Annotated in this window: 13 protein-coding genes; 10 read left to right on the forward strand and 3 right to left on the reverse strand. The window is 39.7% G+C overall.

All coding sequences use genetic code 11. The annotated features are described in order from the left end of the window. Positions 1-44: 44 nt before the first annotated feature. Together ACIQXJ_RS15170 and ACIQXJ_RS15175 are read right to left on the reverse strand one after the other, a co-directional pair. On the reverse strand, positions 45-1,982 hold the full coding sequence (locus ACIQXJ_RS15170; RefSeq protein WP_403055453.1) for a collagen-like protein: 1,938 nt from the start codon (positions 1,980-1,982) through the stop codon (positions 45-47). Between the two features lie 203 nt (positions 1,983-2,185). After that, a complete protein-coding gene (locus ACIQXJ_RS15175; protein ID WP_403055451.1) occupies positions 2,186-3,271 on the reverse strand; it encodes a glycosyltransferase in 1,086 nt (361 codons plus the stop codon). 185 nt (positions 3,272-3,456) lie between these two features. Between ACIQXJ_RS15175 and ACIQXJ_RS15180 the strand changes: the two genes are divergently transcribed. From ACIQXJ_RS15180 to ACIQXJ_RS15205, 6 genes are all read left to right on the forward strand, one after another. Beyond that, the gene (locus ACIQXJ_RS15180) at positions 3,457-4,419 is read left to right on the forward strand and encodes a YncE family protein (RefSeq protein ID WP_403055449.1); all 963 of its coding nucleotides are present in this window, start codon (positions 3,457-3,459) and stop codon (positions 4,417-4,419) included. Beyond that, entirely contained in the window at positions 4,416-5,099 is a 684-nt protein-coding gene (locus tag ACIQXJ_RS15185; RefSeq protein ID WP_403055447.1) for a response regulator transcription factor, read from the forward strand. The genes ACIQXJ_RS15180 and ACIQXJ_RS15185 overlap by 4 nt, the downstream gene beginning before the upstream one ends. Beyond that, positions 5,096-6,484, forward strand: coding sequence for a sensor histidine kinase (locus ACIQXJ_RS15190; protein ID WP_403055445.1), 1,389 nt, complete (start codon positions 5,096-5,098; stop codon positions 6,482-6,484). The genes ACIQXJ_RS15185 and ACIQXJ_RS15190 overlap by 4 nt, the downstream gene beginning before the upstream one ends. Before the next feature lie 3 nt (positions 6,485-6,487). Then, the gene (locus ACIQXJ_RS15195) at positions 6,488-6,973 is read left to right on the forward strand and encodes a FixH family protein (RefSeq protein WP_403055443.1); all 486 of its coding nucleotides are present in this window, start codon (positions 6,488-6,490) and stop codon (positions 6,971-6,973) included. 145 nt (positions 6,974-7,118) lie between these two features. Next, a complete protein-coding gene (locus tag ACIQXJ_RS15200) occupies positions 7,119-7,688 on the forward strand; it encodes a TetR/AcrR family transcriptional regulator (RefSeq protein ID WP_403055441.1) in 570 nt (189 codons plus the stop codon). Between the two features lie 103 nt (positions 7,689-7,791). Beyond that, the gene (locus tag ACIQXJ_RS15205) at positions 7,792-9,981 is read left to right on the forward strand and encodes a YhgE/Pip family protein (protein ID WP_403055439.1); all 2,190 of its coding nucleotides are present in this window, start codon (positions 7,792-7,794) and stop codon (positions 9,979-9,981) included. A 637-nt stretch (positions 9,982-10,618) separates the two neighbouring features. On the opposite strand, the gene yhfH is transcribed toward ACIQXJ_RS15205, so the two are convergent. Continuing rightward, positions 10,619-10,744, reverse strand: coding sequence for a protein YhfH (gene yhfH, locus ACIQXJ_RS15210; RefSeq protein ID WP_069514604.1), 126 nt, complete (start codon positions 10,742-10,744; stop codon positions 10,619-10,621). Positions 10,745-10,886: 142 nt separating this feature from the next. Here yhfH and lplA point away from each other — a divergent pair, with 142 nt between their 5' ends. The 4 genes from lplA (at position 10,887) to ACIQXJ_RS15230 (ending at position 14,240) form a co-directional block, all read left to right on the forward strand. Beyond that, positions 10,887-11,879, forward strand: coding sequence for a lipoate--protein ligase (gene lplA / locus ACIQXJ_RS15215; RefSeq protein ID WP_403055437.1), 993 nt, complete (start codon positions 10,887-10,889; stop codon positions 11,877-11,879). A gap of 230 nt (positions 11,880-12,109) precedes the next feature. After that, positions 12,110-12,814 carry a response regulator transcription factor gene (locus tag ACIQXJ_RS15220; RefSeq protein WP_403055435.1) on the forward strand — a complete coding sequence of 235 codons (705 nt, stop codon included), beginning with the start codon at positions 12,110-12,112 and terminating at the stop codon, positions 12,812-12,814. After that, positions 12,814-13,797, forward strand: a complete 984-nt coding sequence (locus tag ACIQXJ_RS15225) for a sensor histidine kinase (protein ID WP_403055433.1) — start codon at positions 12,814-12,816, stop codon at positions 13,795-13,797. Before ACIQXJ_RS15220 ends, ACIQXJ_RS15225 begins: the two co-directional genes overlap by 1 nt. Before the next feature lie 11 nt (positions 13,798-13,808). Then, entirely contained in the window at positions 13,809-14,240 is a 432-nt protein-coding gene (locus ACIQXJ_RS15230; protein WP_403055431.1) for a hypothetical protein, read from the forward strand. Positions 14,241-14,247: the final 7 nt, after the last annotated feature.

The raw sequence follows: 14,247 nt of genomic DNA on the forward strand, positions 1-14,247 counted from the left end.
GAGTCATAGATTATGGACTTATTAGTTGTAAAGATGACCAACGCTTAAGAAATTCTATGACATGACCATACAATACCACCTGAGTTAGCGCCTCCTAGTGTTAAGGAAAGAGTTAAGCCATTTGCTTCGTAAACTAAATCGATTGTATCACCAGCATTTAAATTAACTTCTCCAGCCAATGTTACGGTGCCACTTCCAAGAATTGCTCTAATAGTTAATAGGGTAACTGATAAATTTAGTATTGGGAATAAACCGCTAATTAAATTTGTCGTTGTATTTCTACGGATTGCAAATGAAGGGTTAACACCTGCACCGATACCAAGACTAATGGCAGCTACTGTAGAATAGTTGATAGTTGCCTCAAAAGCATATCTACCGGTCGTAGGAACCGTAAATATGCCTGTTGTTGGATTAAATGCTGGTGTTGTGAAATATGGTGAAGCTACACTCCAATTACTTAAAGTAGCAGAGGTACTAACGGATAAAGTACTTAAGAAGGCAGAGAAACCTTCTGTAAACGCAGGTCCAGTTGGCCCCGTAGCGCCAGTAGGTCCCGTAGGTCCGAGGTCACCGGTCGCACCAGTAGGTCCCGTAGGTCCAAGAAGTCCTGTTGCCCCAGTAGGTCCCGTAGGTCCAAGTAAACCAGTTGCGCCAGTAGGTCCCGTAGGTCCAAGTAAACCAGTGTCGCCAGTAGGTCCCGTAGGTCCGAGAAGTCCCGTTGCGCCAGTAGGTCCCGTAGGTCCGAGTAAACCAGTGTCGCCAGTAGGTCCCGTAGGTCCAAGTAAACCAGTTGCGCCGGTAGGTCCCGTAGGTCCAAGTAAACCAGTGTCGCCAGTAGGTCCCGTAGGTCCGAGAAGTCCCGTTGCGCCAGTAGGTCCCGTAGGTCCGAGTAAACCAGTGTCGCCAGTAGGTCCCGTAGGTCCGAGAAGACCCGTTGCGCCGGTAGGTCCCGTAGGTCCAAGTAAACCAGTGTCGCCAGTAGGTCCCGTAGGTCCGAGAAGTCCCGTTGCGCCAGTAGGTCCCGTAGGTCCAAGTAAACCAGTTGCGCCGGTAGGTCCCGTAGGTCCAAGTAAACCAGTGTCGCCAGTAGGTCCCGTAGGTCCAAGAAGCCCCGTTGCGCCAGTAGGTCCCGTAGGTCCAAGTAAACCAGTTGCGCCGGTAGGTCCCGTAGGTCCAAGTAAACCAGTTGCGCCGGTAGGTCCCGTAGGTCCAAGAAGCCCCGTTGCGCCAGTAGGTCCCGTAGGTCCGAGAAGTCCTGTTGCGCCGGTAGGTCCCGTAGGTCCAAGTAAACCAGTGTCGCCAGTAGGTCCCGTAGGTCCAAGTAAACCAGTCGCGCCGGTAGGTCCCGTAGGTCCAAGAAGTCCTGTTGCGCCGGTAGGTCCCGTAGGTCCAAGAAGCCCCGTTGCGCCAGTAGGTCCCGTAGGTCCGAGTAAACCAGTGTCACCAGTAGGTCCCGTAGGTCCGAGAAGTCCTGTAGCGCCAGTAGGTCCTGTAGGTCCAGGATCTCCCGTAGCGCCGGTGCTGCCCGTCGCGCCAGTAGGTCCCGTAGGTCCAAGAAGCCCCGTCGCGCCAGTAGGTCCCGTAGGTCCGAGAAGTCCTGTAGCGCCAGTAGGTCCTGTAGGTCCAGGATCTCCCATAGCGCCGGTGCTGCCCGTTGCGCCAGTAGGTCCCGTAGGTCCAGGATCTCCCGTAGCGCCGGTGCTGCCCGTTGCGCCAGTAGGTCCCGTAGGTCCAGGATCTCCCGTAGCGCCGGTGTTGCCCGTTGCGCCAGTAGCACCAGTAGCGCCAGTAGCACCAGTAGCACCAGTAGCACCAGTAGCACCAGTAGGCCCAGTAGGTCCTGTAGCGCCTGTCAAACCGGTAGTGCCCGTAGGTTTAACTGGCCAAATGCTACAATGATGTTCGGGGATTCTTATACAAGCACAAGGGAATGTCTTACATTTGCTGCAAACATTATTTAAAAAGTAATCTTCAAAGTTCATTTATTCACCTCCTCTCTCAAGTATCCTATTCATAAAAATGATAGAGGAGGTGGACGGTTAACTACTTTAGATGTTTAATATGATAATTTGTAAAACATATAGTATTTATAATTAGTTAAATTACCGTAGGAGGAGGGCGATAAGATTGAGAGAAGAAAGGACCCGCTTTTACAAGAGTCTAAATCTTTTTTTCATTAGGTAATTCAAGGTTTATCATTGGATTTTTTAAACATACGATCAAAATAGTTTTTATTGTGTAAGATTTTTGGATCATTAGGTAAGTAGACACGGGCTAATTCATTATGGTTATTGGCCAATTCGTATTGTTGTAAACGGTCATAGAGGACGCAAAGTTGTAAATGGGGCAACCAAGTAGTAAAGGTTTTATTTTGGAAAGGGGCGTTTAGTTTAGGTTTCATTGCCAGTGCTTGTTCATACCAAAAGATGGCTTCATGATTTTTTGCTTGTTCCATAAAATGATGGCCAAGCCTGCAACATGCTTCAGGGCGCGGGGTGTCATATTCGAAGCTTCTTAAAATAGAACTTACGTTATTTTCATTATCATTTAATTTCGAATAACAATCAGCTAGCTTAAAACAGGCATTAATATTATCTTCTACCCAGCCTAGTTTGGTTGTTAAAAAAAGCTCATAGTAGAATACCGCATCCTCGATTTCATTATGATCCAGTAATTCATTGGCATAATAAAATGTGTCGCGTGGTGTGAGAGGTTCTCCTGATTGAAGGAGTTTCTTATAAATAGTAATATTGCGCTGATGATCGTGATGAAGTGGTAAATGGCTAACTGCAACATCACTTTCAAAAAGATTACCACTAACCTCTAAATATTCATGTACCGCTCCTATCCATCGAAATTGCTTCTCCCTTCTAACTAATCGGTTTCTCCTTAAAAGAGAACTGGCATTACCTTCGTTATCGAAGCTTAAATGATAATTCATCGAGACGGCATCGATATCGGGAGTTAAAGATTCCTTTAAAGCTTTAAACTTTTCTTGATCTTCCACCATTAACACATCATCTGCATCTAGCCAAAGGATGTAGTCACATGTTGCTTGTTGGAAGGAAAAATTACGCGCATCAGCAAAATGATGAATCCACTCAAAATCAAAAATACGATCAGTATACTGTTTAACAATTTCCTTTGTCTTGTCAGTGGAGCCGGTGTCCACTATATTTATCTCATCGACTAAATCTCTCACTGAGTCAAGGCATCTAGCGATAACATCTTCTTCGTTTTTCACAATCATACATAAACTTATCGTTATCATATTGTGATTCCTCCTTTCAATAATCTTTGTAGTATATGTAGAGTCAGTTTTTTTGCGAGGCAGATTGCCCTTTCTTATTGTGTAAATACACTGTTATCACTTGGTAATTTGTCATAAATTTACCTTTCAAGTTTCACGCAGATTTCACAAATGTAAAGTATAGTTAAAGGGCAGAGGTGATGATTATGAAAAAATGGGCATTCTTCATTTTTTCTTTTATACAAGTGATTTGGTTGGCGGGGTGTACAGAGAAGTCTTTTGAGCCAATTGACCGTAATCAGAGTTTTATTGCATCGCTCAATATACAAGAGCCTTCACTAGATTTTATTGATGAGCTAGGAAACGTGATTGCAACATGGTCATTCGATAAAGCATATACAGGAGCATTGTTACTAGATAATGACCGAATATTATTATATGGACATCAATTAGATGAAATAGTTGTCTTTACACTTTCCACTGGTAAAAAGCTTTATTCAAAAAAAGTAGAGCTAGGCACGACGAATGTATATTATGATCCAGATGTTAAACAATTCTTTATGACGAATAGTAAGATGAACACAGTGACAAGCTTTGATGTGGAAGGAAATGAATTGGCCTCACAGCGACTTGGTAACTATCCAATGTCGATGGCTACTTACAAAGATAAGCTCTATGTGGTCAATTATAAAGATACGAAACTATCGGTGTTATCCATTAAGGATTTAACAATAGAACAGGAATGGCCAATAGGAAAATCATCGCATGGCATTGTAATAATTGAGGAGACAAATGAGCTTTGGGTCGGCGGACATGGTGAAGGAAGCAAGCCGAATAGTTCAGTAAAGCGATTTGATCTTGGAACGGGTGTTGTGCGTGGCAATATAGAAATGCCTTTAATGCCAGTAGGTTTAACAAAGACGAAGGATAAAGTGTTAGTCGTGAGCCACGGTCATAATGAATTATATGTTGTCGATTTTAAAGGAAATGTTTTATGGGAAAAAGAAGTCGGTGCAAATCCATTTGTTGTGAATCAGTTTAAGGACTATATTGTTGTGGCTGGTTATGACGACCATACATTATATTTTATAAAAGATGGTCAAGTACAAAAAACAGTTGATGTTGGCAAAGGTGCATTTCAGCTGTTAGTAAGGGAGGAAGAAAAGTGACAACGGTATTAATTGTAGATGATGAGCAAGATATGCGTAATTTAATCGAGATGATGCTCAATAACTCCAATTTCGAGACCTTTACGGCTGCATGTGGAACTGAGGCATACGATATTATTGTTCGTGAACAAATCGACTTAGTTTTATTAGATGTGATGATGCCACATGAAGATGGTTTTGCGGTTTGTCAAAGTATTCGAGCGATGTCTAATGTGCCCGTAATATTCTTAACGGCACGAGATGCCAATGAGGATAAAGTAAAGGGTCTAACACTCGGTGGAGATGATTATATCGTCAAGCCGTTTACAAATGATGAACTAGTGGCAAGAATGCATGCTGTATTAAGAAGAAGTGGAGCTAATATAGCAGATTTTGAGCAAAAATATGTTGTCTTTGGGCCAATTAAATTAGATGAAATTGCACGTAAAGTTTCAGTTGAGGGGAAGGTTATTCCGTTAACTTTAAAGGAATTTGAATTATTGCACTTATTTATGAAAAATCCAGGAAATGCATATTCACGTGAGCAGCTACTAGAGCGCATTTGGGATATTGATTATTTAGGTGGAACAAGAACGGTTGATACTCATATTAAAACTTTACGATTGAAGCTTGGAAAGGATGCAGCAGGCTATATACAAACCGTCTGGGGAGTAGGCTACCGCTTTGATCCAGGAGAATGAAAAAGATTTCAACTCGTATTTGGCTACTAATTTTCGCATTTTTGATTATAACTGTTGTTTTTATGTATGTACTGACAGATTTTTTATATGAACAGCTTTACGTGGAAGATACGGAAAGCAATATGATTGAAATCGGTACTAAGCTACAAACAATGTATACGAGTGGTAAAGTTACAGACGAATTTATTGCTAATATTGAACATTATAATGATTATTCCAATTTAAATATTTTTGCTGTTAGAAACCCTCGTGAACTTAGTGCCTGTGTCCCCTTTGATATTGATTATGAAACATTGATAGGTGCTGAAGAACGGCAACAATTGCTGGAAGGTAAATATGTGCAAAAAATTGGCTATGAACCTCGATTCGATCGGCAGCTTATTTCAGTAGTACTACCTTTAGTAGATCAAAATAGGCTAGAGGGGATAATTTATATTTACTTCCCATTAGCAAAAATTAGTGAGTTGGCAAGTCAAGAAGTCATTTTTCTATTTTTGAGTGCATTTGTCTTTTTGATTGTTACTAGTTTTTTTGTATATAAAGGGATTCAACATATTATGCGTCCATTAAGTGACTTACAAACTGCTGTAGAGCAGATGTCTTATGGACAATATGAAACACGTGTGCCTGTAAAATCGAGTGACGAGATAGGAAGACTATCAAGTACGTTTAACGACATGGCAGAGGCAATTCAACGAGAAGATGAGGCACAAAAGACATTTTTAGCAACTGTATCTCATGAATTGCGTACACCTATTAGCTATGTGAAAGGCTATAGTGAAGCAATGCAAAACGGTATTATTGCAGAAGAGCAACAAGAGGAAGCAATTCAGTTAATCGTGCGTGAAGCAAATCGTATGGAACGTTTAACAAATGAGCTTCTTCAACTTGCTCGAATGGAAAATGAACAAAAGGACATCGCTCTCTATCCGATACCACTTGCAGAGACATTACGAGAAGTTCAAAAAATTTTATCGCATCAAGCACAGAAAAAGAATATTACTTTGCATCTTATTGTAGATGATGAATTAATAGTTAAAGCGGATGAAGTGAAACTAAAGCAAATTTTTATCAATATTATTGAAAATGCTATCAATTACTCCTATGAGCAGTCGAAGGTTGACATTGAAGCAATTGAACACAACGGTAACGCGCTCATTACTATTAAAGATGAAGGCATCGGTATTCCGCAGGAAGATTTATCACATGTTACAGAGCGGTTTTATCGTGTTAATAAAGCGCGCAGTCGAGTAGATGGTGGGAGTGGCCTAGGTCTATCCATTGTTGAGCAATTATTAAAACAGTTACAAGGCAAGATTGAAATTGAAAGTGAAATAGACAAAGGCACAAAGGTAAAAATTTCGATGCCGTTAATGGAGGAATAGAACATGAAGAAGTGGTTATTTACATTGATAGCTGTACCCGCATTATTAGTAGGTTGTGGGGAAAAGGAAAAACCTGCAACATCATCTACATTGGAGGAGCCTCAAATGTTAGAAGTTGAAATTTTAACGCCAAAAGAAGTTGAGGTAAATGCTCCTATCGAACTTGCTGCACATGTTATACAAGGTAAAAAAAATATCGATGATGCAATCGTTGAATTTGAAGTGTGGGAATCAGGTAAACGCGATGAAGGACAAATGCTTGAAGGTAAATTAGAAAAAGATGGCGTCTATAAAGCACAAACTACATTTGATCATGACGGTGTATATTTTATGTTTGCCCATACTACTGCAAATGGTATTCATAATATGCCGAAGCAGCAAATTACGGCTGGAACACCTGATATGACACAAGTAATCGAAGAAGATGAAAAAGCTAATATGAACATGTCGGATCATGGTAAAGATTCATCAGAGGACACAGAGCATTAAAAAATTGAAAAAAATATTCAATAAATGCTTGCATTATTTTTAAAATAGGAATATTATAATGACCAGATGACCGAAATGGTTTTCTGGTCATTTTAATTTCTGTGTACAAAGGATGTACATAACTTAACAGGAAAGGATGTCGCATATGGATCGTAGGCAGGAAATTCTTGAAGCAGCTGCAAAATCATTTACGTTGTTTGGCTATAAGGCAACGACGATGGAACAAGTGGCGAAAATTGCTAATGTCGGTAAAGGAACGATTTATACATTCTTTGCAAATAAGGAAATTTTATTTCAAGAGATTGCGATGTCACTTGTACTTGAGATGAAAGCGGAAGCGGATGCAGTGTTGGATGTATCAGCTAGCTTCATGGATAATGCACATAATGCTTTAATGAAAATGCTACAGTTCCGTGAGAAGCATCTTTTATTTGCGAAGTTAATAGAGGAAGAAAAAGAATTACGTACGCCAGCAGTAAAACAAGTATTAATTCGCATTGAGTCTGAAATATTATCGTACGTTGCAACGTTAATTCAAAGACGTATTGATAAAGGTGAGATTCGAGATTGTGATACAGAGTTAGTAAGCTATCTGTTGTTAAAAGCGTATTTAGCGTTCGTGGTAGATTGGCATGAGCTTCATGGCGACATGATTCCTGAAGAAAAGATACTAAATCTTTTCAAGGAAACAATCTTTCGAGGACTAGTTCTTTAGAGAAGAATCTACAAATTTTACGCACTGTGAAGTTTGTGATTTTTTTGCAGAAAAATGACCAATTGACGATTACGGTCAATTAGTATAGGAGTGAGAGAAAAATATGATTAAAGCTGAATGGCTGAAAATCCTAAAAACAAGAAAAATGCTTGTTTCCATAATTGCCGTCCTATTTATCCCGGTCATGTACGCAGGCATGTTTTTATGGGCGTTTTGGGATCCATATGCAGGCATGTCTAATTTGCCGGTAGCGGTTGTCAATGAAGATAATGGAGCAGAAATGGATGAAGTGAAGTTAGACTTAGGAGATACCTTGGTCGATAAACTCGTCGATAGTAAGCAATTTGACTTTATTGAAGTGTCAAAAGAAGAAGCAGAAAAAGGTTTAAATAGTCGAGACTATTACATGATTTTAGAAATACCAGCAAATTTCTCAGAACATGCTACGACTTTACTTGATGACAAACCTTCTAAGTTAGTGATGAACTATATCCCAAATGAAGGATTAAACTTCCTAGGTGCGCAAATTGGCGAAACAGCAATGGATCGCATACGAGCAGAAGTAAATTCACAAGTTTCTGCTACATATGCAGAAAAATTATTTGATTCAATTGCAACACTTGGAGATGGCTTTACAGAAGCTGCTGACGGGTCAGTTAAGCTAGATGAAGGCGCTCAAAAAGTAGCAAATGGAGCAAAAGATTTAAAAGGTTATTTGGAGCAGTTAGCTTCTAGCACGATTGAACTTTCTGATGGTACAGATAAAATTACAAAAGGTGCAGGGCAAGCGGCAACTGGTGCTACCGAACTATCAACAGGGCTAGTGAAATTAGAAAATGGTACAGTTCAGTTACAGCAAGGTGCACAGCAGGCAGCTGCAGGGGCGACAAATCTTGAACAAGGTCTATCTCAATACACACAAGGTGTAGCAAAGGTAGAAGCGGGTCTTACAACATTAAATGAAAAACAACAGCAAATAGCTTCTGGTGCTGCATCAGTGGCTGAAAATGCTGGTACATTAAATAGTTCAGCAAATCAATTATCGAATGGTTCTGCACAAGTGGAAGCGGGTATTAAAGCACTAACTGAACAGTTAACAAATGCGATTGCATCAATGCCAGAAGAGCAAGCAGCAGCGTTAAAACAAACGTTAGCAGAGCTACAAGCTGGAAGTGCAAGTGTGCATAGTGGTTTAAATTCATTAGCAGCGGGTGCTGAAAAATTACAAGCTGGTGCCAACCAAGTAAGCGGTGGTGCAACACAAATTGCAGCTGGTCAAAAAGATGTTTTAGCTGGTGCAAATGCATTAGCAGCAAAAAGCAATGACTTAGTTAAAGGTGCACAAAGCCTACAAGCTGGTAATGCCACACTAGCTGATAAACTTGGTGAATTACATGCTGGCGTTAACACAGCTGTAACTGGTTCAAAAACATTAGCTTCAGGATTAAATGACTTAGCTAGTGGTACAACAACATTGAACGAGGGCACATCAACACTTGCTTCAAAATCTGGTGAGTTAGCAGAAGGCTCTGCAACACTTGCAGATGGTTCGACTGAACTTGCAGATGGTACAGCTACACTATCTAGCAAATTAGGTGAAGCTAGTGAAAAAGCGAACGAAGTACATGCAAATGATGACACGTATGATATGGTAGGTAGTCCAGTAGAAGTAGAAAAAGAATCAGTTAACCATGTTCCAAACTATGGTACAGGTTTCGCACCTTACTTTATTTCACTTGGATTATTTGTTGGGGCACTACTAATCTCGATTGTATTCCCACTTGTTGAACCAGCTATTCGTCCGAAAAATGGTGCAACCTGGTTTACAAGTAAAGTGACAGTGCTTGCATTTGTCGGTCTTGTTCAAGCTTTATTAACAGTAGCAATCGTAAAATGGGGCTTAGGTCTTGAAGTGCAAAATTTAGGCTACTTTGTTCTAACAGCTTTAGTGACAAGCTATGTGTTCTTAGCATTAATTCAAATGTTAGTATCTATTTTCGGTGATCCAGGTCGCTTCATAGCGATTGTTGTACTAATTTTACAACTTACAACAAGCGCGGGTACATTCCCACTTGAGCTTATTCCATCACCATTACAAGTGTTCAATAAATTACTGCCAATGACTTATACTGTTCAAGCGTTTAAAGCAAGCATTTCAACAGGCGACATGTCTTATTTATGGCAAAACTACGGTGTGTTATTTGGATACTTAATTGTGTTCTTAGCCATTACATTTGGTTATTTCATGTTATTACACACAAGACGTTACTCAAAAGTAGCCGAAGAAAATTAATCAATAATTTGCGAGGCTATGACAAAAAAGTGTTAGATTGACTGCAGTCAATCTAACACTTTTTTCTATGCCGTGGATGTCCACTACGGCTGAAGCTTTCCGCGGGCACAGTGTAAGCCGCCCCCTCGATTAGTGCCTGTACTTAGCATTGATACCTAGCATAATATCAGCTCCTAAATCGTAAAAATCCACTTCGCTTTCCGCGGGCACAGTGTAAGCCGCCCCCTCGATTAGTGCCTGTACTTAGCATTGATACTTAGCATAATATCAGCTCCTAAATCGTAAAAATCCACTTCGCTTTCCGCGGGCACAGTGTAAGCCGCAACCCTCGCTGTAGCGCGATTTGTTGCGTCTTACAACTCGTGCTGTTCCCGCAGGAGTCTACGTGGACTTTTATTTGGTAAGTCAAAAAATATACGGCTAGCATGGAAAATATATTAGTGCCGGGCACCGCACAGAATAGCTAAGGTTTCATTAATTTTTTGTCTAAAAGTAAAACAGCAGCTGATATGAGCGTATCAGCTGCTGTTTTGTGTAAGTGTAAGAGATTTAATTAATGGTTCACCATAAATGTATGATGAGGGGTGTCATTATTAGTTCGTGTGGGGCACGAAATGACTACAGAATAGGCAAATGCTTATAGGCAGTTACATTTTTCACAAGTGTTGCTGTAGCATTCGCTTTGTTCTTCGATCTTTTCACCGCATTCCGTGCATTGTTTTGCAGGTAAGTTCTTGAAAAATTCAACTACGTTTTCTAACATTGTGGACTCCTCCTTTAAGTTCATCTGTACTATTACTGTTTTATTATTTTCTAGTGTATTATAACAGATGCGTTTCGTCAACACAAAATGCCTAATTTACGTTAAAATAAAATATGGATATTTTGTGAAGGAGGAAACGACTATGATTTTCGTTGATAATAAAGGGATACATGATCCACGCATTAACCTTGCCATTGAGGAGTATTTATTAAAGACAATGGACGTTGAGAAGGAGCCAGTGCTGTTATTTTACATAAATCAGCCATCCATCATTATTGGGAAGAACCAAAATACGATAGAAGAAATTAATACAGACTATGTGGAGGATAACGGTATTATCGTTGTGCGCCGTCTCTCTGGTGGTGGTGCGGTGTATCATGACCTTGGAAACCTTAACTTTAGTTTTATTACAAACGACGATGGCGATAGCTTTATGAATTATAAAAAATTCACTCAGCCGGTTGTAGATGCGCTTGCAAAAATGGGCGTAAATGCTGAGCTGTCAGGTCGTAACGATATTTTAGCAGAAGGACGTAAAGTATCTGGGAACGCGCAGTTTTCTACTAAAGGCCGTATGTTTAGTCACGGAACATTAATGTTTGATACAGAAATTGATGCTGTTGTATCTGCATTGAAGGTAAAGAAAGATAAAATCGAATCAAAGGGCATTAAATCCATTCGTTCACGTGTAGCAAATATTTCGGAATTTTTAAAAGACAAAATGACGGTAGAAGAATTCCGTCTAGAAATTTTAAAGTCCATTTTCGGTGGTGAAGAAAATATTCGCTATTATGAGCTAACTGACGAAGATTGGGCAAATATTCATAAATTATCCGCTGAACGCTATCAAACATGGGAATGGAATTACGGTAAATCTCCACGCTTTAATATTCAAAAAACACATCGCTTCCCTTCAGGTGGAATTGATATCCGTTTAGAGGTGAATCATGGTGTTATTGAAGAAGCACATATTTTCGGTGATTTCTTCGGTGTGGGCGATATGGCTGATGTAGAGCAACGTCTAGTTGGGACAAACTATGACCGTGTAGCGATTGCAAAGGCTTTAGCTGAAATCGACGTACCAACATACTTTGGTGGTGTCTCAACAGAAGAGTTTTTACAATTAATTTATTAACAGTAGACAAAAAAATAGTTGGCAAATGCCTTTTGATAAGAAAGATATTTTTAGCCTATACTTAGACCATAGAATGGTTATGCTACTGGGAACATGTTGAGTCGAAACATTCCAAACTCCTTAATTGGAGAAATTCGAAGCTACTTCCGTACTCATGATAGAAAAGGGCACGCGCAATTATGGCGCGTAGCCTTTTTTTGGTACAATATACGATAGAAAGGAGTGTCGGCATGGAGAAGCATCGAATATTTATAGTCGAGGATGATGTAAAGATTGCATCATTGCTTGCAGAAACACTTAGAAAATATCAATACGAAGTGGAAACAATCCAAGAATTTGATCATCTAATCGAAGAGTTTACAACGTTTAATCCACATATGGTATTGCTTGATATAAATTTACCAGCGTATGACGGCTATTATTGGTGTCGTCAGCTACGTCAACATACAACTTGTCCAATCATTTTCATTTCAGCACGATCTGGGGAAATGGATCAAATTTTTGCGCTTGAAAATGGAGGTGACGATTTTATTACAAAACCATTCAATTATGAAATTGTTTTGGCTAAAATCCGTAGTCACTTACGTCGTACATATGGCGAATATGCGGCTAGGCAAGAAGAACGGACGATTAAGCAAGGGCAGCTTATATTGCATTTAGAGCGTATGGAGTTGCACAAAAATGATTTGGAAATTCCATTACAGAAAAAAGAATGTATCATTTTAGAGCTGTTAATGGGCCAGGCACCAAAAGTTGTTACGCGTGAGCAACTGTTAGAGGAGCTATGGGACGATCAAGCATTTGTCGATGAAAATACGTTGAATGTTAATATGACACGTGTGCGTAAAAAGCTAGCGGATTATAATATTTCGTCAACAATTGAGACAGTCCGCGGAGCAGGTTATCGCTTTATATTAAGTGCGGGTGAGCTGTAATGGGTTGGAAATTATTTTTGCGAGATTATGCAACATTTTTTATCTTTCAGCTAATTTTAGTTGGCTTTATTATGGTGTTGTATTGGCTCGATGGCTTCCGTAACGTCGATACTGCTATTTACTCTGTAAGTATTAGCTTGGTATTGCTATGCTCATTTTTACTTATTCGCTATTTAATGCGTCAAAGTTATTTGAACAAATTATTGCATCTTCCAAAATCAATGGAGGATGTGCTACAAAAAAATGCCAAGACACCGGAAGCGATGCAAGTAGAAAAATATATGCATGAATTATATCGTCTTTATCAGCATGAGCTGCATTCGTTATATGCTAGTCAAAAGCGACACGATCAATTTATGAATCAATGGGTACACCAAATGAAAACCCCTATATCAGTCATCGAGATGCTATTACAGGATGACCGACCTCTCGATAAAAAGAATGTTCAAGAGGAAATTGATCGCTTACGTAGAGGATTGGATATGGTGCTTGTCAATGCGCGACTCGAAAACTTTGAAGAGGATATGCAAGTAGAACAGATTCCGTTAAAAGCGATTGTCACTGCAACTGTTAATGAAAATAAACGTTTATTTATAACGAATAGAGTTTTCCCAGAAATTCATATAGAGGATGACATGATTGTAGCGAGTGATTCAAAATGGCTTCGCTTTATTATTGGGCAATTCGTTACAAATGCAGTGAAATATACGTTTGAAGAAAATAAAAAAATCGTGATGTCTGCCATTAAAAAAGATGATTATATTCAGTTAGCAATTTGTGATGAAGGCATTGGTATTCCTGCTTCTGACCTTTCACGTGTGACTAAAGCCTTTTTTACGGGAGAGAATGGGCGTAAAACTGGGGAATCCACAGGTATGGGCTTATATTTAGCAAAGGAAATCTGTGAAAAACTAGGGCATCAATTAGATATTACATCTGAAGTAGGTAAAGGTACGATTGTCACCGTGACATTTACAAATTAGGGGGAGCAATAATGGGAGAAGTACGTATTGATGACTGGGTATTAAATATTGAATTAGAAAAGACGAAAAATCTGTATGACTCACAAATAGAAGTTTGTGACTGTTTGTTTTGTGAAAATTTCCGTCAGGCTAGCCTATTACTTCAGGATGAGGTAATGCATTTTTGCAATGCACTTGGGCTAAACTTACATAAACCATGCCTACTTAATGCTTTTCCAGTAGAAGGCGAGCAAGTCATGTATAGTGGGCACTACTCAGTTTGTGGCGAAATAATTGAAGGTGAATTAGATGGTTGGGATGTGGTCGTAGGGGAGCATTGCTTTAGTCTAGTTCAAGATGAAGAGAATATACCTTCAGCCATTATAGAGCCACAGTTTCAGATTGGCTTTGAGGTGGTATTAAAATGGCTATTACCAGAATCTATGGAATTAATCGAGAAATAAGGTGGAC

The organism is Lysinibacillus sp. NPDC097868, assembly GCF_044761135.1.
Classification (GTDB): domain Bacteria; phylum Bacillota; class Bacilli; order Bacillales_A; family Planococcaceae; genus Lysinibacillus.